The 20,013-nt window shown below is 63.2% G+C and carries 20 protein-coding genes; 13 read left to right on the top strand and 7 right to left on the bottom strand.

Translation table 11 applies throughout. The annotated features are described in order from the left end of the window. The first annotated feature begins 148 nt into the window (after positions 1 to 148). From ACGYK7_RS00645 to ACGYK7_RS00585, 13 genes are all read left to right on the top strand, one after another. Positions 149 to 1,636, top strand: coding sequence for an ABC transporter substrate-binding protein (locus tag ACGYK7_RS00645; RefSeq protein ID WP_394398058.1), 1,488 nt, complete (start codon positions 149 to 151; stop codon positions 1,634 to 1,636). Between the two features lie 50 nt (positions 1,637 to 1,686). Next, on the top strand, positions 1,687 to 2,631 hold the full coding sequence (locus ACGYK7_RS00640) for an ABC transporter permease (protein ID WP_394398056.1): 945 nt from the start codon (positions 1,687 to 1,689) through the stop codon (positions 2,629 to 2,631). Further along, complete coding sequence (locus tag ACGYK7_RS00635) at positions 2,628 to 3,446, top strand: ABC transporter permease (protein ID WP_394398054.1); 819 nt, start codon at positions 2,628 to 2,630, stop codon at positions 3,444 to 3,446. The genes ACGYK7_RS00640 and ACGYK7_RS00635 overlap by 4 nt, the downstream gene beginning before the upstream one ends. Continuing rightward, positions 3,443 to 4,417, top strand: coding sequence for an ABC transporter ATP-binding protein (locus tag ACGYK7_RS00630; RefSeq protein WP_394398052.1), 975 nt, complete (start codon positions 3,443 to 3,445; stop codon positions 4,415 to 4,417). The genes ACGYK7_RS00635 and ACGYK7_RS00630 overlap by 4 nt, the downstream gene beginning before the upstream one ends. Then, entirely contained in the window at positions 4,410 to 5,198 is a 789-nt protein-coding gene (locus ACGYK7_RS00625) for an ATP-binding cassette domain-containing protein (RefSeq protein ID WP_394398050.1), read from the top strand. The genes ACGYK7_RS00630 and ACGYK7_RS00625 overlap by 8 nt, the downstream gene beginning before the upstream one ends. After that, positions 5,195 to 6,001: a metallophosphoesterase family protein gene (locus ACGYK7_RS00620; RefSeq protein ID WP_394398048.1), complete on the top strand. Its 807-nt coding sequence runs from the start codon at positions 5,195 to 5,197 to the stop codon at positions 5,999 to 6,001. Before ACGYK7_RS00625 ends, ACGYK7_RS00620 begins: the two co-directional genes overlap by 4 nt. 202 nt (positions 6,002 to 6,203) lie before the next feature. Further along, entirely contained in the window at positions 6,204 to 6,794 is a 591-nt protein-coding gene (locus ACGYK7_RS00615) for an XRE family transcriptional regulator (protein ID WP_209216997.1), read from the top strand. Between the two features lie 64 nt (positions 6,795 to 6,858). Further along, complete coding sequence (locus ACGYK7_RS00610) at positions 6,859 to 8,451, top strand: ABC transporter substrate-binding protein (RefSeq protein ID WP_394398046.1); 1,593 nt, start codon at positions 6,859 to 6,861, stop codon at positions 8,449 to 8,451. A 78-nt stretch (positions 8,452 to 8,529) separates the two neighbouring features. After that, positions 8,530 to 9,639: a M24 family metallopeptidase gene (locus ACGYK7_RS00605; RefSeq protein ID WP_394398044.1), complete on the top strand. Its 1,110-nt coding sequence runs from the start codon at positions 8,530 to 8,532 to the stop codon at positions 9,637 to 9,639. Then, positions 9,633 to 10,640: an ABC transporter permease subunit gene (locus ACGYK7_RS00600; protein WP_394398042.1), complete on the top strand. Its 1,008-nt coding sequence runs from the start codon at positions 9,633 to 9,635 to the stop codon at positions 10,638 to 10,640. Before ACGYK7_RS00605 ends, ACGYK7_RS00600 begins: the two co-directional genes overlap by 7 nt. Further along, a complete protein-coding gene (locus ACGYK7_RS00595; RefSeq protein ID WP_394398040.1) occupies positions 10,640 to 11,545 on the top strand; it encodes an ABC transporter permease subunit in 906 nt (301 codons plus the stop codon). The genes ACGYK7_RS00600 and ACGYK7_RS00595 overlap by 1 nt, the downstream gene beginning before the upstream one ends. A 3-nt stretch (positions 11,546 to 11,548) precedes the next feature. Continuing rightward, a complete protein-coding gene (locus tag ACGYK7_RS00590) occupies positions 11,549 to 12,526 on the top strand; it encodes an ABC transporter ATP-binding protein (RefSeq protein WP_394398038.1) in 978 nt (325 codons plus the stop codon). Beyond that, entirely contained in the window at positions 12,523 to 13,482 is a 960-nt protein-coding gene (locus ACGYK7_RS00585; protein ID WP_394398037.1) for an ABC transporter ATP-binding protein, read from the top strand. Before ACGYK7_RS00590 ends, ACGYK7_RS00585 begins: the two co-directional genes overlap by 4 nt. Positions 13,483 to 13,498: 16 nt before the next feature. On the opposite strand, the gene doeB is transcribed toward ACGYK7_RS00585, so the two are convergent. The 7 genes from doeB to dctP form a co-directional block, all read right to left on the bottom strand. Continuing rightward, complete coding sequence (gene doeB, locus ACGYK7_RS00580) at positions 13,499 to 14,488, bottom strand: N(2)-acetyl-L-2,4-diaminobutanoate deacetylase DoeB (RefSeq protein WP_394398035.1); 990 nt, start codon at positions 14,486 to 14,488, stop codon at positions 13,499 to 13,501. Then, positions 14,485 to 15,666, bottom strand: a complete 1,182-nt coding sequence (doeA, locus tag ACGYK7_RS00575) for an ectoine hydrolase DoeA (RefSeq protein WP_394398033.1) — start codon at positions 15,664 to 15,666, stop codon at positions 14,485 to 14,487. The genes doeB and doeA overlap by 4 nt, the downstream gene beginning before the upstream one ends. A 60-nt stretch (positions 15,667 to 15,726) precedes the next feature. Beyond that, positions 15,727 to 16,518: an ectoine utilization protein EutA gene (locus ACGYK7_RS00570; protein WP_394398031.1), complete on the bottom strand. Its 792-nt coding sequence runs from the start codon at positions 16,516 to 16,518 to the stop codon at positions 15,727 to 15,729. 17 nt (positions 16,519 to 16,535) lie between these two features. Continuing rightward, positions 16,536 to 16,976, bottom strand: coding sequence for a universal stress protein (locus ACGYK7_RS00565; RefSeq protein ID WP_394398029.1), 441 nt, complete (start codon positions 16,974 to 16,976; stop codon positions 16,536 to 16,538). Between the two features lie 12 nt (positions 16,977 to 16,988). After that, a complete protein-coding gene (locus ACGYK7_RS00560; RefSeq protein ID WP_394398027.1) occupies positions 16,989 to 18,275 on the bottom strand; it encodes a TRAP transporter large permease in 1,287 nt (428 codons plus the stop codon). Positions 18,276 to 18,278: 3 nt separating this feature from the next. Further along, the gene (locus tag ACGYK7_RS00555) at positions 18,279 to 18,917 is read right to left on the bottom strand and encodes a TRAP transporter small permease (protein WP_394398025.1); all 639 of its coding nucleotides are present in this window, start codon (positions 18,915 to 18,917) and stop codon (positions 18,279 to 18,281) included. Positions 18,918 to 18,990: 73 nt separating this feature from the next. Beyond that, entirely contained in the window at positions 18,991 to 20,001 is a 1,011-nt protein-coding gene (dctP, locus tag ACGYK7_RS00550) for a TRAP transporter substrate-binding protein DctP (RefSeq protein ID WP_394398023.1), read from the bottom strand. Positions 20,002 to 20,013 lie beyond the last annotated feature (12 nt).

Genomic DNA, 20,013 nt, shown 5'->3' with positions numbered 1-20,013 from the left:
CGGATAAATCCGCCATATTGTTGCAATTGCATGAAGTTTTCGTCCGACGCGGCAAAGCCGTTGACCGAACGCCCCGCCCGGCGCAGTCTGTCACAAAGGGCGCAATCGGTGAGGCCGAACGCGCCCCGACCCACAGGAGTGCTGCCCCATGTCCGAACTGACCCTTTCCAGAACCCTTCCCGCGCTGACGCTGGCCTTTAGCCTGATGGCCTCGGCCTCTGCTGCCGCCGAGCTTGTCATCGGCATGCAGCAGGAGCCCACGTCGCTTGATCCCACGGCGGATGCCACCGCTTCCATCGACAGCATGATGACGCAAAACGTCTTCGAATCGCTGACCACCGTGGCCGAGAACGGCGAGGTGCAGCCGAACCTCGCAACCTCTTGGGAGGTCTCCGACGACGGTCTGACCTATACCTTCATGCTCGCCGAAGGTGTGACCTTCCACGACGGCAGCACGCTGGATGCCGAGGATGTGGTCTATTCCTTCGACCGCGCCATGGGCGAAGACAGCGTGAACCCCTCCAAGGATATCTTCGAGCCGATCGAAAGCGTCACAGCCGTCGACCCGCAGACCGTCGAGATCACGCTCAAGGCCAAGGACGCCTTCTTCCTCTTCAACATGGGGCAGGGCGACAGCGCCATCGTCGCCGCCGAGAGTGCCGAGACAAACAACGCCAACCCGGTGGGCTCCGGCCCCTTCAAGTTCGACAGCTGGACCCGGGGCGACCGGCTGACGCTGGTCAAGAACCCCGATCACCGCGATGCGGCTGACGTGGCGCTCGACAAGGTGGTCTTCCGCTTCATCTCAGACCCCGCAGCCGCTACCGCGGCGATGATGGCCGAAGAGCTCGACGCCTTCCCCGGCTTCCCCGCGCCGGAACTGCTGCCGCAGTTCGAGGCCGACCCGCGTTTCCGCGTCAACGTCGGCTCGACCGAGGGCGAAGTGATCCTCGCCATGAACAACGCCAAGCCGCCTTTCGACAATGTCGAGGTGCGCCGCGCCGTGGCCACCGCCATCGACCGCAACGAGATCATCGAGGGCGCGATGTACGGCCAAGCCGTGCCGATCGGCAGCTTCTACCCGCCGCATGGCACCGCCTATGTCGACCTGACGGACGCCTATCCGCATGACAGCGCCAAGGCCGAGGAGATGTTCGAAGCCGCCGGGGTGGCCGGAACCACCATGACCCTGCGCGTGCCGCCGTTTCCGTATGCCACCCGCTCGGCCGAGATCATCCAGAACCAGCTCGCCGAGGCCGGGATCGACGCAAAGGTCGAGAATGTCGAATGGGGCTTCTGGATCGATGAGGTCTACAAGCAGAAGAACTACGACATGACGATCATCGCCCACACCAGCCCCAACGACATGGGCAATTTCGCCCGCGGTCCGGATTATTTCTACGGCTACGACAATGCGGAGATGACCGCGCTGTGGGAGAAGATCCAGACCGAGGTCGATCCCGACGCGCGCAACGAACTGCTGAAACAGGGCCAGCAGATGTTGTCCGACCAATCGGTGCATGGCTTCCTGTTCCAGCTGCCTCTCTTGGGCGTCTTCCGGCAGGAGGTCGAAGGTTACTGGTCCTCCTCGCCCGTCCTCTACATGCCGCTGAAGAATGTGCGCATCGCCAACTGACCTGAAACGGCCGCGGCGCCCCCGGTGCCGCGGCCTTTGGACCTGACTTCGTGGCCTATTTCCTTTTCCGCCGCACGCTCGGTTTCGTGCTGACCCTGCTTGCGGTCTCACTCGTGGTCTTTGCCGTGATGAACGTGCTGCCGGGCGATCCGGCGCTGACCATCCTTGGCATGGATGCCAGCGAGGACGCACTGGCGGCGTTGCGCGAGCAGCTGGGGCTGAACGAGCCACTGGTGACGCGCTACCTCGCTTGGGTCTGGAACGCGCTGCAGGGAGATTTCGGGACCAGCCATTCCTTCCGCGTGCCGGTGTCTGAACTCATCGCCGAACGCCTGCCTATGACGATCTCGCTCGCCGTGGCGGGAATGCTCTTGACGCTGGTGCTGGCGCTGAGCCTCGGCATCACGGCGGCAGCGCAGCATGGCCGGGCGGGCGACTGGGGGGTGATGTTCCTCAGCCAGCTTGGCATCGCGGTGCCTGCCTTCTGGTTGTCGATCCTGCTGGTCATGCTCTTTGCCGTGAAGCTGCGCTGGCTGCCGCCGGGGGGATTTGCCGGCTGGGACGATCCGGGCGCCGCGCTGCGCTCGCTCATCCTGCCCACGGTGGCGCTGGCGCTGGTGCAATCGGCGGTGCTGGCACGGGTCACGCGCTCCTCGGCGCTGGAGGTGATGCGGCAGGACTTCGTGCGCACCGCACGCGCCAGCGGCCTCTCGCGGCGGCGGGTGCTTTGGGCCCATGTGCTGCCCAATGCGCTGGTGCCGATCGTGACCATTGTCGGCATGCAGTTCGCCGCATTGGTTACCGGGACCATCGTGATCGAGAATGTCTTTTACCTGCCCGGTCTGGGGCGGCTGATCTTCCAATCCATCGCCAACCGTGACCTTCCCACGGTGCAGGCGCTGGTGATGCTCTTTGCCGCCATCGTGGTGACGGCGAATTTCGTGGTTGATCTGCTTTACGTCGTGATCGACCCCCGGCTGAAGGCGCGGGCATGAAGCGGCTTCCGGCGAATTTCCTGCTGGGTGCGGTGCTGGTCAGCCTCGTTGTCGGGGTGGCGGCGCTGTCGCTGGTCTGGACCCCGCATGACCCGCAGGCGATGTCGATCGGCACCAAGTTCGCGCCGCCCTCGGAGACTCATTGGCTCGGCACCGATCAGTTGGGCCGCGACGTGGTGGCGCAGCTTATGGCGGCGGCGCGCAACTCGATGACCGTGGCGCTGGTGGCGGTGCTCTTGGGCGGCAGCATCGGCGTGGGGCTCGGGCTTCTGGCCTCGGCGCTTGGCGGCTGGGTCGAGGATGCGGTGATGCGGCTTGCGGATCTGGGCTTCGCCTTCCCGGCGCTTTTGTTCGCGATCATGCTCGCGGCGGTCTTCGGGCCTTCGCTGACCAACGCGGTGCTGGCAATCTCCTTCATCAACATCCCCATTTTCGCCCGCGTTACCCGCGCCTCGGCAAACCAGATATGGACCCGCGACTATGTCGCCGCTGCCCGCGCCGCCGGGCGCGGACGCTTTGGCATCAGCCGCGATCACATCCTGCCCAACATCGCCGCGGCGGTGATCGTGCAGGCGACCATTGAGTTTGCCGTGGCGATCCTCGCCGAGGCGGCGCTGAGCTATCTCGGCCTCGGGGCGCAGCCGCCCGCGTCGAGCTGGGGGCGGATGCTGTCGGAGGCGCAGACGCTGATGTACCTCGCCCCGCAACTGGCGATCTACCCGGGGCTTTGCATCGTGGTGGCGGTGCTTGGCTTTGGCCTTCTGGGCGACGGGCTGCGCGACATCACCGACCCGCGATTGGTGCGCGCGCGATGATTGAGCTTAGCGATCTTTCGATCCATTTCGGCACGGCCGCCGCCCTGCGCGATGCCAATCTGGTGATCGAGCGCGGCGACCGTTTGGGGGTCGTCGGCGAAAGCGGTTCGGGCAAGACGCTGCTGGCGCTCTGCCTGATGGGCATGGCCCCCGAAAGCGCGCGACTGACCGGGCAGCTGCGGATTGACGGGCAGGACATGGCCGTCGCGTCTGAGCGGGATTGGCAGAGGCTGCGCAGCCGCCGCGTGGCGATGGTGTTTCAAGAACCGATGGCGGCGCTCAACCCATTGCGGCGGGTGGGTGACACGGTGATGGAGCCGATGCTGCTGCACGACGGGCTGACGCGCCGCGCGGCCCGCGCCCGCACGTTGAGCCTGTTCGAAGAGGTGGGCATTCCCGACCCCGACCGTCGCCTGCGGCAGTTCCCGCATGAAATGTCGGGCGGCCAGCGCCAGCGGGTGCTGATCGCGCTGGCGCTGGCCTGCAACCCGATGCTGCTGATCGCGGATGAGCCGACAACCGCGCTTGACGCCAATGTGGCGCTGCGGATCACCGACCTGCTGCAACGGCTCGCGCGGGAGCGGCAAATGGCGCTGGTATTCATCAGCCACGACCTTGCCGCCGTGGCGCGGGCGACCGAAGATATCGCGGTGATGTATGCCGGCGATATGGTCGAGCAGGGCCGCACGGCAGAGGTGCTGGGCATACCTGCGCATCCCTATACCAAGGGGCTTTTAGCCGCGCGGCCCGATGCGGGCGTGGCGGGGCGGGATGCGCAAGGGAGACGGCGCAGGCTGCCGACCATTCCGGGCGCGGTCCCGCCGCTGCATGGGCTGCCGCAGGGCTGCCGTTTCGCAGGGCGCTGCCCGGTGGAACTGCCCCATTGCGCAACGCAGCGCCCGGCCTTCGTGCAGAGCGACACGGGGCGTGCCGCCGCCTGCCACCTGCTGACTGAGCAGCGCCATGACTGACGCGCCGCTTCTAGAGGTCCGCAACCTGACCCGCCGCTACAAACTGCCGCGCCAAAGCCTGCTGCGTGCGCCGCCGGTGCTGACCGCCTTGGAAAACGTCTCCTTTTCGCTGCAGGTGGGTGAGACCTTGGGCGTGGTCGGGGAAAGCGGCTCGGGCAAATCCACTCTGGCGCGGCTGATTATGGCGTTCGAGCGTCCGGACGCGGGCGCGGTGCTGTTTCGGGGGCGTGACCTGCATGGGCTCGGGGGGCAGGAGCTGCGCGGCCTGCGGCGCGATTTTCAGATGGTGTTCCAAGACCCCTTCGGCTCGCTCAACCCGCGCCGCCGCGTCGGCTGGTCCATCGCCGAGCCGCTGCGCGCCAATGGTGAGACCGAGGATATCCCCCACCGCATCGCCGAAGCTTTGGAGCAGGTCGGGCTGCATGCCGCCGATGCGGGCAAATATCCGCATGAGTTCTCGGGCGGGCAGCGCCAGCGCATCGCCATCGCGCGGGCCATCGTCACGCGGCCCGCTTTGTTGGTCGCGGATGAGGCGGTCTCGGCTCTCGATGTCTCGGTGCAGGCGCAAATTCTCAACCTTCTGATGGACCTGCAGGATGATCTGGGCCTCGGCATGGTCTTTATCAGCCATGACCTTGCCGTGGTCGGATCAATCTGCGACCGGGTGCTGGTGCTACAGCATGGCAAGACCTTGGAAAGCGGTGCGACGGCAGATGTGTTGCGCAGCCCCGAGCACCCTTATACGAAAACCCTGCTGACAGCCGCAGGAGTACGCCCATGACCCGTTTCGTCCACCTGACCGACCTGCATATCTCGCATCCCGATCTGAACGACCCGCATCTGCACAGCGACACGCCCGCCACCCTGCGCCGCGTAGTGGATATGATCAACGCGATGGAGCCGCAGCCCGATTTTGTGGTGGCCAGCGGCGATTTGACCAACCACGGCGACCAGCAAAGCTATGCCCTTGTGCGCGAGATCATGGAGCCGCTGAAAGCGCCGCTGGTGATGGCCCTCGGCAACCATGACAAACGCGACGGGTTCAACGCGGTCTTTGCGCCGGGGCTGGCCGATGCGCCCTATTTCCACGATGCGCGGCAGGGCGATTTGCATGTCATCACCTTGGACAGCAGCGTGCCGGGCAAGGTGGCCGGGGCGCTGGACGACGCGCAGTTCGAGTTTCTGGAAGCCGCGCTTGAGCGTCATGGCGATCTGGCGAAACTCTTGGTGATCCACCACCCGCCGCGCGTCGATCCCGCCGCCCTCGCATGGGGCAGTCTGGACGCGGCCAGCAGTGCGCGTTTGGCCGAGACGCTGAAGGGGCAGCGCGTGGCGGGCATCCTCTCGGGCCATGTGCATGTGAACCGGGTGAGCCATTGGCACGGCATTCCGGTGGTGATCTCCAACGGGCTGCATTCCAGCATCGACCTGACCGAAACCCGCGACCTGCGTATCGTGGAGGGCACTGGAATCGGCCTTTGCGAATGGCATCCCAGCGGGTTGAGCGTTTCTTTTGCCCCGCTTGACCCGACGGCGCGTGAAGTGGCGCGGATCGACCGGGCGCAACTAAAATCCTTTGAGTAGAATGACATCCGCCGCCGCTGACCAGAGCCGCGCGCCCTGCGCCGCGGTGAAGTAAAAAAATTATTGTTGACCCTCAACCTTTTTGATTTCACACAGCGAGACATGAAAAGGCTATACCCGGCATGAGATCGGGCCGCTGTTCACAGGGAGGGTGAATTTGCTGACTGCCAATGGCGACAGTGTATCGACGCTTGGCGCGCGTATGCGCAAGCAACGTCATCGTTTGTCCCTGACTCTTCAGCAGTTGGGCGAAGCCTCTGGCGTGTCGGTCGGGTATCTCAGCCAGGTCGAGCGGGGCCGGGCCACGCCTTCGCTGGGCACCCTGTCGCAGATCGCCGTGGCGCTTCAGGTCGATGTCAGTTTTTTCATCCATACGCCAAAGACCCAAGACAGCCTGACCCGTGCCGCCGAGCGGCCGCGCTTTGCCGTCTCGGGCTCATCCATCGAATATGAGAAGATCGGCGCGGATTTTCCGGGCCATGAGCTGTCTTCCTACATCATGAACGTGCCGCCGGGCTACGCCTCGGAAGAGGTCGTCCATGAGGGCGAAGAGGTGATCTATATCCTTGAGGGGGAGATCGCGCAGGTGGTCGATGGGGGGGAGCATATCATGCGGCCCGGCGACAGCCTGCATTACCTCGGCAGCAGCCCGCATTCGTGGTCCAACAAGACCGACAGGCCCGCCCGCGTGCTTTGGGTGGGGCGGATGCAATACGAACAGGCCGCTGGCGCCAATAGAATACGTCCGAATGAAGGGGCAGTCGCCACCGCATTCGCGTCGTCTCGCCCGTAAGGGCGTATCACCTGCGGCGGATACCCCGCTGCCAAGAAACAAACCAACCAGGAGAGAGAATATTATGTCTTTTACAACGAAATTGGCCACCGGTGCCATGCTGGCGGCCCTTGGGGCCTCGGCGGTATCGGCCCAATCGCTGGTCTATTGCTCCGAAGGCTCGCCCGAGGGTTTTGACCCCGCGCTGTACACAGCCGGCACCACATTCGACGCCTCCAGCCACCCGATCTACAACCGTCTGGCGGAGTTCAAAGTCGGCACGACCGAAGTCGTGCCCGCGCTGGCCGAAAGCTGGGAAGTCAGCGAAGACGGCATGACCGTGACCTTCAAGCTGCGCAAAGGCGTGAAATTTCACGCCAACGACCAGTTCACGCCGACACGCGATTTCAACGCCGACGACGTGATCTTCAGCTTTGACCGTCAGGGCAACGAAGAGAACCCCTATCACACCGTCTCGGGCGGCACATGGGAATACTACGGCGGCATGTCGATGCCCGATCTGATCGAAAGCATCGAGAAGGTCGACGACTACACCGTGGCCTTCAACCTGACCCGTCCCGAAGCGCCCTTCATCGCGAATATGGCGATGGACTTTGCTTCGATCGTGTCCAAGGAATATGCCGACGCGATGATGGAAGCGGGCACGCCTGAAATGGTGAACCAAGCGCCCATCGGCACCGGCCCGTTCAAGTTCCAAGCCTACCAGAAAGACGCGGTCATCCGTTATCTGCGCAACGAAGACTACTGGGGCGATGCGGCCAAGGTCGAAAGCCTGATCTTCGCGATCACGCCCGACGCCTCCGTGCGCTACCAGAAGGTGCAGGCGGGTGAGTGCCACGTTATGGCATATCCGAACCCGGCCGATGTTCAGGCGATGAAAGACGCCGAAGACATCGTCGTGATGGAGCAGGAAGGTCTGAACGTGGGCTATCTGGCCTATAACACGCAGGTCGCGCCCTTCGACAATGCCAAGGTCCGCAAGGCCCTGAACATGGCGATCGACAAACAGGCGATCATCGACGTGGTGTTCCAAGGCTCCGGCGAAATCGCCAAGAACCCGCTGCCGCCGACCATGTGGTCCTACAACGACGCCATCGAAGACGACAACTATGACCCCGAGGCCGCCAAGGCGATGCTTGAGGAAGAAGGCGTCAGCGATCTTTCGATGAAGATTTGGGCGATGCCGGTGCAGCGTCCCTACAACCCCAACGCCCGCCGTATGGCAGAGCTGATGCAAGAGGACTTCTCCAAAGTTGGCGTCGATGTCGAAATCGTCTCCTACGAATGGGGTGAGTACCTTGAGCGTTCCAAGTCCAAGGATCGTGACGGCGCGGTGCTGCTGGGTTGGACCGGCGACAACGGCGACCCAGACAACTTCCTCGCTGTTCTGCTGGGCTGTGACGGTGTCGAGAAATCCAACCGCGCCCAGTGGTGCAACGAGGAATTCGACGCGCTGATCCAGAAAGCCAAGGTTCTGCCGACCCAAGAAGAGCGCGCGCCGCTTTACGAAGAAGCGCAGGAAATCTTCAAGGATCAAGCGCCTTGGGCCACCATCGCGCATTCGGTCGTCTACATGACCATGCGCCCCGAAGTTGAAAACTATGTCGTGCACCCGCTGGGTGGCCACATCTTCAACCAAGTTGGCCTGAAGCAGTAACCCTGCCGCTTTGACCAAAGGGGGCGGCATCATGTGCCGTCCCCATTTTATTAACCTCGCCAGCCCGAAAGCCAGCCCATGTCTCCTTCGTTGAATGATCGCCTGTCGGCCTATGCCGATATCGCCGCCGACCTATCGGTCGATGCCGTGGCGCTGGTGCCCGGCCCGAATTTCACCCGCGCCGTCGACCATGCCTTTATGAGCCACGAACGCCCCTTCGTTCTGGTGATCCCCGCCCGCGGCCCCGCCGCCGCCTTGGTGCCGAACCTTGAGTTGGGCAGTTGGGAACTGATCGGTTTCGACGGGGCCGTTTTCGATTGGCGCGACCAGACAGGCTACGACGATGCCTTCGCCGCGCTGATGCAACATTTGAACATCACCTCACTCGCCGTCGAAGGCCAAGTGATGCGCGTCTTCGTGCATCACGCGCTGAAGAAAGCGCAGCCCGACCTGCGGATCATCGACGCCGAGCGCGAAATCTCCGCCCCCCGTATGATCAAGACCGAGGCCGAGGTCGCGGCGCTGCAAAAGGCCATCGACATTTCCGAACGCGCCCTGCGCGCCACGCTGGACTCCGTCGAGCTCGGCCAGACCGAGAAAGAGATCGAACAGAAGCTTGTGCAGATGGTCTTCGCTGAAGGGGCCGATGATCTGTCATTCGCTCCCATCGTCGCCGCCGGTGACGGTTCGGCCCGCCCCCATGCCAAGGCGCGTGAGGATTACCACGTCAAAGCGGGCGATGCGCTGCTGATCGACTTCGGCGCGCGCAAGGACGGCTTTGCCGCCGACATCACCCGCACCGTTTTCCTCGGCCATGTCAGCGACGAGGGGCGCGCGGTCTATGACACCGTGCTGCGCGCCAACCTTGCCGGGCTGGAGGCGACCCGTGCAGGCGTCACCGCGCATGAGGTCGACGACGTGGTAACGGGCGTGCTCGAAGCCTCTCCTTTTGCCGATCGCATCCGCACCAAGACTGGCCACGGCCTTGGCCGCGATGTGCATGAAGCGCCCTATATCATGCGCGGCAACCACATGACTTTACCCGCCGGAACGGTGTACACCAACGAACCCGGCCTCTATGAGATCGGCAACTTTGGCGTGCGCATCGAAGATGACGTGCTGATCACCGAAGATGGCTACAAATCCCTGACCAACTTTCCGAAGGAACTGATGGTGCTCCCGTGCTGAAATATGTCTTGTCGCGCCTTGCGACCTTCCTCCCCACCTTTATCGGCGTCACGCTGATATCATTTGCCTTCATCCGTTTGCTGCCCGGCGACCCGATTGTCGTCATGGCCGGTGAGCGCGGCATTTCCCAAGAACGCTATCTCGAACTGCAGCAGCAGTTCGGCTTTGACCGGCCGATCTATGTGCAGTTCTGGGATTACTTCACCGGCGTGATTCAGGGGGATTTGGGCACGTCCTTCGTGACCAAACGCCCTGTGTGGGATGAGTTCTTCTCACTCTTCCCCGCGACGCTGGAGCTGTCGCTCTGTGCGATGATCTTCGCCGTGGCCTTGGGCCTGCCCGCAGGCGTGATCGCTGCGGTGAACCGGGGCAAGTTCTTTGACCGGGCGCTGATGTCCACCGCGCTGGTCGGCTATTCGATGCCGATCTTCTGGTGGGCCTTGCTTCTGATCATCGTCTTTTCCGGCAACTTGGGCTGGACCCCGGTTTCGGGCCGGATCGACCTTCTTTACTATTTCCCCAATGCCACTGGCTTCATGCTGATCGACAGCATCGTCTCGGGGCAGGACGGGGCCTTCCTCTCGGCGCTGCGGCACCTGCTGCTGCCGACCATCGTGCTGGGGACGATCCCGCTGGCGGTGATCGCGCGGCAAACCCGGTCGGCCATGCTCGAAGTCCTGGGCGAGGATTACATCCGTACCGCCCGCGCCAAGGGCATGTCGACGGGCCGGATCAACGGCATCCACGCCCTGCGCAACGCGCTTATCCCCGTCATCACCGTGATCGGCCTGTCGGTCGGCACGCTGCTGGCGGGCGCCATCCTGACCGAGACCATCTTTAGCTGGCCGGGCATCGGCAAGTGGATGGTCGACAGCATCTTCCGCCGCGACTACCCGGTCGTGCAGGGTGGCCTCCTGCTCATCGCCGTCATGGTCATGGTCGTGAACCTCACCGTCGACATGCTTTACGGCATCATCAACCCGAAAATCAGGAAACGCTAATGGACGACGCACTCTCTGCCGAAGCCGAAATGGTGCACGACCGCCCAGGCCGCTTGCGCGAATTCTGGTTCTATTTCCGAGAAAACCGCGGGGCCGTGATCGGCCTGTGGATCTTTGCCATCTTCGCCGTGCTGGCGCTGTTCGGCCCATGGATCGCGCCGCATGACGCGACCGAGCAGTTCCGCTCGGCCATCCTGCAACCGCCCGCGTGGCAAGAGGGGGGGGCGTGGAAACACGTGCTGGGCACCGATCCTCTGGGCCGGGATATGCTCTCGCGGCTGATCGTCGGCGCGCGCTATTCCTTCTTCGTGGGCATCGTGGTGGTGACCATTGCCGCCTCGGGCGGGATCATCATCGGCCTCATCTCGGGCTTCGCGCCCAAATGGGTCGACACGATCATCATGCGGATCATGGACATCATCCTCGCCTTCCCGTCGCTCTTGCTGGCGCTGGTGCTGGTGGCGATCCTCGGGCCGTCGCTCACCAATGCGATGATCGCCATCGCCATCGTGCTGCAGCCGCATTACGTGCGCCTGACCCGCGCCAGCGTGATCTCCGAGCGGCAGAAGGACTATGTGACCTCGGCCCGCGTCGTTGGCGCCAGCACGCTGCGGCTGATGGTGGTGACCGTGCTGCCCAACTGCCTTGCGCCGATCATCGTGCAGGCCGCGCTGTCCTTCTCCACCGCGATCCTCGACGCCGCCGCCTTGGGCTTTCTCGGCATGGGCGCACAACCGCCGACCCCCGAATGGGGCACCATGTTGGCCGAGGCGCGCGAGTTCATCCTGCGCGCATGGTGGGTCGTGACCTTCCCCGGTCTTGCGATCCTCGTCACCGTGCTCGCGATCAACCTCATGGGCGACGGTCTGCGCGACGCCCTCGACCCGAAACTGAAGCGGAGCTGATTGATGTCTCTATTGCGTATCCGCAACCTCTCGGTCGATTTTGCCACCGCGTCGGGCAAGTTCCGCGCCGTGGACAGCGTCGATCAGGATGTCGACACCGGTGAGATTCTCGCCATCGTTGGCGAAAGCGGCTCGGGCAAATCTGTCTCGATGCTGGCGCTGATGGGGCTTCTGCCCTGGACCGCCACCGTGACCGCCGACGAGTTGACCTTCGACGGCCACGACCTTTTGAAAATGGACCGCCGCGCCCGGCGCAAGATCGTCGGCAACGATCTGGCGATGATCTTTCAAGAGCCGATGTCCTCGCTCAACCCCTGTTTCCCGGTGGGCTGGCAGATCAAGGAATCGCTCCGCGTGCATCTGGGCCTAAACCGGGCCGAGCGGCACAAGCGGGCCATCGAGCTGTTTGAGCAGGTCGGCATCCCGGACCCGGAAAAGCGGCTCTCGGTCTTCCCGCACCAGATGTCGGGCGGGATGAACCAGCGCGTGATGATCGCCATGGCGATTGCCTGCAAGCCGAAGCTGCTGATCGCGGACGAGCCAACGACCGCGCTCGACGTGACCATTCAGGCGCAGATCCTCGACCTGCTGACCTCGCTGCGCGACGAGACGGGCATGGGCCTGGTGCTGATCACCCATGACATGGGCGTGGTGGCCGAAACCGCCGAGCGCGTGAGCGTGCAATATGCGGGCCAGAAGATCGAAGAGCAGCAGGTGCTGCCGCTCTTCCGCGAACCGCATCACCCCTATACGGCGGCGCTCTTGGATGCGCTGCCCGAACGCGCGACCGAGAAGCGCCTGCCGACGATCCCCGGCGTGGTGCCGGGCCAGTTCGACCGGCCAGCGGGCTGCCTCTTCTCCCCGCGCTGCAAGTTCGCCAACGACAAATGCCGCGCCGAGAACCCGACGCCCTTGGGCGAGGATCTGGGCAAGGCCCGTTGCTTCTATCCGCTCAACACCGATGAAAGGGTCACGTCATGACTGCCCCCGTAATGACCGCCGACGCGCTGCAGCGTCACTATCAGGTTGGTGGCGGCTTCCTGCGCAAGACCCAGACGCTGAAAGCCGTGGCCGGCCTCGATTTCGAACTGCACCCCGGCAAGACGCTGGCCGTGGTGGGCGAGAGCGGCTGTGGCAAGTCCACGCTGGCGCGTATGGTCACGATGATCGAGGAGCCGACCGCAGGCGCGCTCACGCTCGACGGCAAAGCGGTTCGGCCAGAGGATTGGGCCGACCTGCGCCAGCATGTGCAGATCGTGTTCCAAGACCCCTACGGCTCGCTGAACCCGCGCCAGCAGATCGGCACGATCCTGCAAGAGCCGCTGGTCATCAACCGCAAGGACATGTCCAAGAAGCAGCGCGAGGAGAAGGCGCGCGAAATGCTGCGCCTCGTCGGCCTGCGGCCCGAGCATTACGACCGCTACCCGCATATGTTCTCGGGCGGTCAGCGCCAGCGGATCGCGGTGGCCCGGGCGCTGATGCTCGACCCTAAGGTCTTGGTGCTGGACGAGCCGGTCTCGGCCTTGGATCTGTCGATCCAGTCGGCGATCCTCAACCTGCTGGTGGACCTGCAGGAGAAGATGGATCTGGCCTATCTCTTCATCAGCCACGATCTGTCGGTCGTACGTCACGTCGCCGATGACGTGATCGTCATGTACCTCGGCCGCGCGGTCGAGAAGGGGCCGAAGGACGAGGTCTTCGACAACCCGCGCCATCCCTATACGGCGGCCCTTCTGTCGGCCACACCGCGCGCCGACCCCGAAGGCGGCAAGGAGCGGATCAAGCTGCAGGGCGAATTGCCCTCGCCGCTGGCGATCCCCGAAGGCTGCCCCTTTGCGCCGCGCTGCTGGAAAGTGCAGGATGTTTGCCGCAAGGAGCGCCCCCCCTTGGAGGGCGCACCGCATCCGGCGGCCTGCTACTTCCCCGTCGACGAATGAGGCGGACGCGGGTGGTTCAGACCACCTGCGCCACCACGCCGATGCAATCGCCCATCTTGACCAGCCCCGGCACATGCCGGGCGGTCAGGATACCGCTAAGCTGCGCATGGGCGAGGACCGCTGGCTGACCGCTGCGGTCGCTGGGCCAGAGCCGCGCAATCGGCTGGCCTTCGGTCACTTCATCCCCCAGATCGACCAGAGGCTCTAGCAAGGCGTTGGTCTCGCTAAAGGTGAAGCAGCGCCCGTCGGGCATGTCGAGCATCACGCTCTCGGCCACTTCCGGCTCCCCTTGCAGAATGCCCGCATGGATCAGCAGGTTGCGCGCGCCCTTGCGGGCCACGGCGACGCTTTTGGCGGTCGATGTCCCCGCCCCGCCCAGTTCGGTGGTGACAAAGACCTTTCCCTGCTCCTCGACCTCGGTGTCGAACATGCCGCGGTTGTCGATCTCTAGCATCTTCATGGAGTAGGGCGCGTTGAACGCCGCCATCGCGGCCATACAGGCGGCCTCCTGTTTCTTGTCGGGCAGGATATGCGCCGCTGCGAAGGGCAGGAAATCCAGCGTGCGCCCGCCAGAGTGGTAGTCGAGCACCAGGTCAGCCAGCGGGACCAGTTCACTGGCGATGTAATGTGCGATCTTTTGGGTCACGGTGCCGTCGGGGCGGCCCGGGAAACTGCGGTTCATGTTGCCGCCGTCGATGGGCGAACAGCGGCGTCCGGCGGTAAAGGCGGGTTGGTTCATCATCGGCAGGATGATGACGCGGCCCGTGACCTCAGCCGGATCCAGCGTGGCGGCCAGTTCCTGTAGGGCAATCGGGCCTTCGTATTCATCGCCGTGGTTGCCGCCTGTGAGCAGCGCCGTGGGGCCGTGGCCGCCATTGATCACGGTGATGGGGATCATCACAGACCCCCAAGCGCTGTCGTCGCGGCTGTAGGGCAGGCGCAGGAAACCGTGATGCGCGCCGGGTTGGTCGAGCGGGATGGTCGGGGTGATGGGATTGCTGGTCATGCGGAAACAAACAACTTTCGCGGTGTGGTGCAGAAACATTCATGGCCGGTTTCGGTGATGCGGATCGGCTCGGTGATCTCAAGCCCGCCGTCGTCGAGCCAAAGGGCGGGCATGAAATGGAAGGTCATGCCGGGCTCTAGGATCGTTTTGTCGCCACGGCGGAAAGAGATGGTGCGCTCGCCCCAGTCCGGCGGGTAGCTGATGCCGATGGCATAGCCGCAGCGGCTGTCCTTCTCGAATCCCGCCTTGTTCAGCGTGGCATTGAAGGCGTTGGCGATATCCTCGGCCCGGTTGCCGGGTTTGGCCTGTTCGAGACCTGCGTCAATCGCATCCAACACGGCGCTTTCCGCGTCGCGGTATTTCTGCGGGACATCGCCAAAGAACAGCGTACGCGACTGGGGGCATTGGTAGCGCCGATGCGCGCCTGCGATCTCGAAGAAGGTCGCCTCGTTGGGCTGCATGGGCCGGTCGTCCCACGTGAGATGCGGGGCGGTGGCGTCCATGCCCGAGGGGGCCATGGGCACGATGGCCGGGTAATCGCCCCAGAACCCCTGCGCGCCGCGAATGCCGGTGGCATAGATCTCGGCCACCAGATCGTTCTTGCGCATGCCGGGCACGGCGACTTCGAGGATACGGACGTGCATTTCCTCCACAATGCGGGCGGCGCGTTCCATATATTCGATCTCGCGCTCGGATTTGATCGCGCGTTCCCAGTTCACCAGCGCCGTGGCATCCATGAAGGTGGCTTTGGGCAGCTTGGCTTTCAGCGTGTCATGGGCACGGGCGGAGTAATAGTAGTTGTCCATCTCGACGCCGATGCGCGCCTGCTCCAACCCCATTTCGCTCAAGAGGGCCGAGAGGTCTTCCATCGGGTGTTTTTCGGGGTTCTGGACGTAGGTATCGTCATAGCCGCGAATGCAGTCGTCTTCCATGAAAACCGTCCGCCGGGCACCGAGCGCGTCCATGCCACGGCCCCACCAGACCGGCTCGCCCTCATGTGTCAGGATCACCGCTTGGTAAACATAGAACGACCAACCGTCATAGCCCGAGAGCCACGACATGTTCGACGGATCGCTGACGACGATGGCATCGAGATTGCGCGCGGCCATGGTCTTGCGCGTTCGGTCGACCCGGCGCTGGTACTCGCTGTTTGTAAAATTCGCCTCATACGTGGTCATAGGCCAGCCCCTTTCATGTCTGGTTATCCGAATAATGCGATCCGGCCAGAGGGGCCGGGATCACGGAATGATGCCTTGTGCATGGGCGCTTGGCATGTCGCAGTCGAACAGACGGCCATAGCCATCGGGGCGGCCCGAAAGCCCGCCCATCCGTTGCAACGCCCAGCACAGCGCTTGGTTTGAGGTCACGACGGGCTTGCCCAGCCGTGCTTCGATCCGGTCGATCACGTCGACGCCGCGCAGGGAGGTGCAGGAGAGGAAAAATGCCTCTACTTCCGCGCCATCCAGCGCAGCGGCGCCGTTTATGATGCTCTCGTCGTCGATCCGCGCCATGTCGCGGTCGTCTTCCAATGCGAAGGCCCCGTTGCGCATGACCTCTAGCCCCTGATCGTTGAAATAGGTGGCCAGCGGCGCGGCGGTTTCCGGCAGATAGGGGGTCAGCATCGCCACCCGCGTCACGCCAAGCGCCGCAAAGCCTGCGATGGCGGCAGAGGCGGGGGTGATGACGGGCACGCCGGGCAGCCCCTCGCCAATCGCCTCGCGCACCGCCGGGTTGCCGATGGCGACCGAGGCCGAGGTGCAGCAAAAGGCGATGGCCGAGAGCTGGATGCCCGGCACCAAGAGCGCCGCCGTGCGGGCCATATCGGGGGTCATGGCGCGCAGCCGGTCGGGCGTGGTGGGGTTCTCGAAGGCAATCCGGGCCACATGCAGCGCCGCCTGCGCCGGGTCGATCAGCCGCGCGGCGTCGCGTTCAAAGGTCATGTCGGTCGACAGCAGCATCGCCCCCAGCCGCACGGGGTCATCTTCACGCAAACGGCAATCAAGCGTCTCGCTTTGCACAGGGGGTGTCACCTGAATATTCCTTTGACCTAGACGACAAGCACGGGGCATTTCGCAAGCCCCGTAACCTTGTGAGAGACCGATCCCAAGAGATAGCTGTCACCCGTGGCCCCAAGGCCGCGTGAGCCGATGACGATCAGATCGACCTCATGTTTCTTGGCAAATTCCGTCACCGCCCGCGCGGGGCGGCCAGAGCGGACGAAGGCGCGGACATTCTCGACGCCCGCGTCTTTCATCAACTGCTTGCCATGAGAGATGATCTCGGTCGCATGGGCCTGCATCGCGTCGTCGATATTGCCCGGATCGTTCACCCGCACCATCGACAGCGACGCCTCCAACATCGAATGATGCCGGTAGATCGTCAGCAGCGTCACTTTCGCCCCGGTCAGCTTGGCCATCTCTGCCGCCTTCATCAGCGCGCGGTCGGCATTCACCGAGCCATCATAGGGGGCGAGGATATGGGTGAACATGACGCTCTCCTCTTATTTCGCAAAGGCCAGATCGCGCAGGAACAGGGCGATCTGCGGGAAGAAGATCAGGGCAACCGAGACGCTCAGCAGCATGATGATGAAGGGCGGGGTGCCGCGGATGACCTCCATATAGGGCCGTTTGAAGACCGCGATAGCGGTGAAGATGTCACAGCCGAAGGGCGGCGTGGCCGAGCCGATGGCGACTTGCAACGTGATGACGGTGCCGACCAGCACCGGGTCAAGGCCGACCGAGTCCACCACCGGGGCAAAGATCGGCACGAAGACGAGGATCACGACGATCGGGTCCACGAACATACAGCCGATGAAGAAGGCGATGGAGATGACGAAAAGCACGCCAATCGGGCCCATGCTGTCGATCCCGATGCCGGTCAGTACCGCTTGCGGGATCTGCGCGAAGGAGATCACCCAAGAGAAGGCCGCCCCCGCGGCGACGAGGATGAAGACCACGGCGGTGATCAACCCGGTCGATTTCGCGGTCTCATAGATGCCGGCAAAGTCGATTTCCCGAAAGACGATCATCTCAAGGAAAATGGCATAGAGCACGCAGGCCGCCGCCGCCTCGGTCGGGGAGAAGACACCGCCGTAGATGCCGCCGATGATGATCGCCGGGAACCCCAGCGGCCAGAGCGCTTGGCGCACCGCGCGGGCGCGTTCGCCCCATGTGGCTTTTTCCTCGGTGGGGACGTTGTGGCGGTAGGCGTAGATCACGGAATAGACCGAGAAGAGCGCGAGGATCAGCAGCCCCGGCCCGATGCCCGCGATGAAGAGTTCGGCAATCGACGTGTTGGAGACGACGCCGTAGATGATCATCCCGATGGAGGGCGGGATCAGAAAGGCGATGTCGGAGGAGTTTACGATCAGCGCCAGCACGAAACTGTCCTTGTAGCCCGCTTTGAGCATCCGAGGCCGCAGCGGTGAGCCGACGGCGACCACGGTGGCCTGCGTCGAGCCCGAGACCGCGCCGAACATCGTGCAGGCGGCGGCGGTAGAGACGGCGAGGCCGCCCTTGAGGTGGCCGACGAAAGACATCACCATGTCGATGAGCCGCCCGGCGGACTGGCCCCGCGTCATGATGTCGGCGGCAAAGATGAACATCGGCACGGCGATCAGCGAGGCCGGTCTGACCCCCGCCATCATCTGCTGCACCATCGTCTCAAGCTGGCCGAAACCGCCGAAGAGCGAATAGAAACCGACGAAAGCCCCCACGATCAGCGGGATCATCATGGGAAAGCCGAGCAGCAGCAGAACGACCATGACAGAGAAAATGGTGACGGCCATGGCTCAGACCTCCCGCTCGTTGTCGTCGTAGCCTTCAAGAACGCTGGTCGACAGGTAAATATCTGGTTCGATGATGTTTTTGATCGCGGTCAGCAGGTATTGCAGCCCGGTCATGAAAAAGCCGAAAGGCACCCAGACCAGCGTCCACCACACCGGCACTTGCAGCGCGGGCAGCAGGCGGCCGCGCCCGGCTTGGGTCATGATGTATTGCAATGCGTACCAAGCAAGGCCGAACATGAAGACGGCGGTGACGAAGGCGATAAAGATCATCAGCACTTTGCGCGGGCGCGGGGGGAGGGCGTCGAAAATCGCTGACATGCGGATGTGCCGCCCATGCCGCGCGGCATAGGAGATGCCCGCAAAGGTGATGAGAATGATCAGGATGCTGTTCAGCTCTTCGGAAAAGAAGATTGAGCGTTGGAAGACGAAGCGGCCCACCACATTGGCAATCGTATTGGCGGCCATCAACAAGACACCAGCGGCGAGCATTACGGACTCAAGCCAGCTGATCGCGTTGTCGATCGTGCCCAAAGGGCCGGGGAGGGTGGATTTATAGGTGCCCACGGGGGCGTCATCGGTGCCGGTGGTATCTGTCTGAGATTGCAGTTGCGAACTGTGGTTGTCTTCCGTCACCGGCGTCATCCCGTGAATGGTTCAAATGGATCGCGTCAAAATAAGGTCACCCCCCGGCGATGCCGGAGGGTGAGAAAATCGTTTACTTGACGGCTTCAAGGTCTGCCTTGAATTGGTCAAGGATTTCCTTGCCGCTGTCACCGGTCATCTCGATGAAGGCTTCTTCGACCGATGCAGCCTTGTCTTTGAAGGGCTGACGCTCTTCTTCGGACAGGATGTTGATCTGCATGTCGGGCTTCGCCTTGGCGATGTTATCCAGCGACTTTTCCTGCAGGCCGGACTGGTATTCGAGGATGTATTCGAATGCCGCATCAGAGGCGTTCTGAACCACCTCTTTGTCCGCATCCGACAGGCCGTCATAGAAATCTTTGTTGGCCATCACAGCGGTGGTGAAGTTGTTGTGGCCGATGCAGGTAATGACCTCGGTCACCTCATACATTTTGGTGGATTCCAGATAGAAGCCGGGGTTCTCTTGGCCCTGGATGATGCCGGTCTGCATCGCGCCATAGACTTCGCCCCATGGCAGCGGTGTCGGCGTGGCACCAAAGGCTTTGTAGCTTTCGACCAAGAGCGGGTTGGTCATGACGCGGAACTTGACCTCGTTAAGGTCTTCGGGCGTTTTGACCGGCTCTTGCGTGGTCATGCAAACGTCGCCCTCGGGGAACATCTTGAGCAGTTCCAAGCCCTGCTCTGCATAAAGCTCGGGGAACATTTCGTTGATGGCCTTGGAGCTGCGGAAGAATTCGAACAGTTGCTCGTCGTCCTGCGGCAGCAGGTAGGGCACGAAGAAGACCTGCGCCTCGGGGATCAGCGCGCCGGTGAAGCCGGGGGACTGGTCCACGAACTGCAGGATTCCAGCCTGCGCCTGTTCCATCGTGTCGACGGATTCACCCAAGGTGCCATAGGGGAAGAGCTGCACTTCGTGGTCGGAGTTCGCCTCGACCTCTTCCTTGAATTTCTGGGCGTATTTGCCCTGCACCTCGTCCAGTGCCTCTTCGAATGCATAGCGCCATGTGTCGGCGGAGGCCGCGCCTGCGACGCTTGTCACGGCTGCGAGGATACCCCCGGTGATAACGGTCTTGAAATTAGCCATCTGTCTCCCTTT

The organism is Sulfitobacter sp. 1A15299, assembly GCF_043556915.1.
Taxonomy (GTDB): Bacteria; Pseudomonadota; Alphaproteobacteria; order Rhodobacterales; family Rhodobacteraceae; genus Sulfitobacter.
Note: the sequence above shows the minus strand (reverse complement) of the source record. Positions and strands in the feature narration are given on the sequence as shown.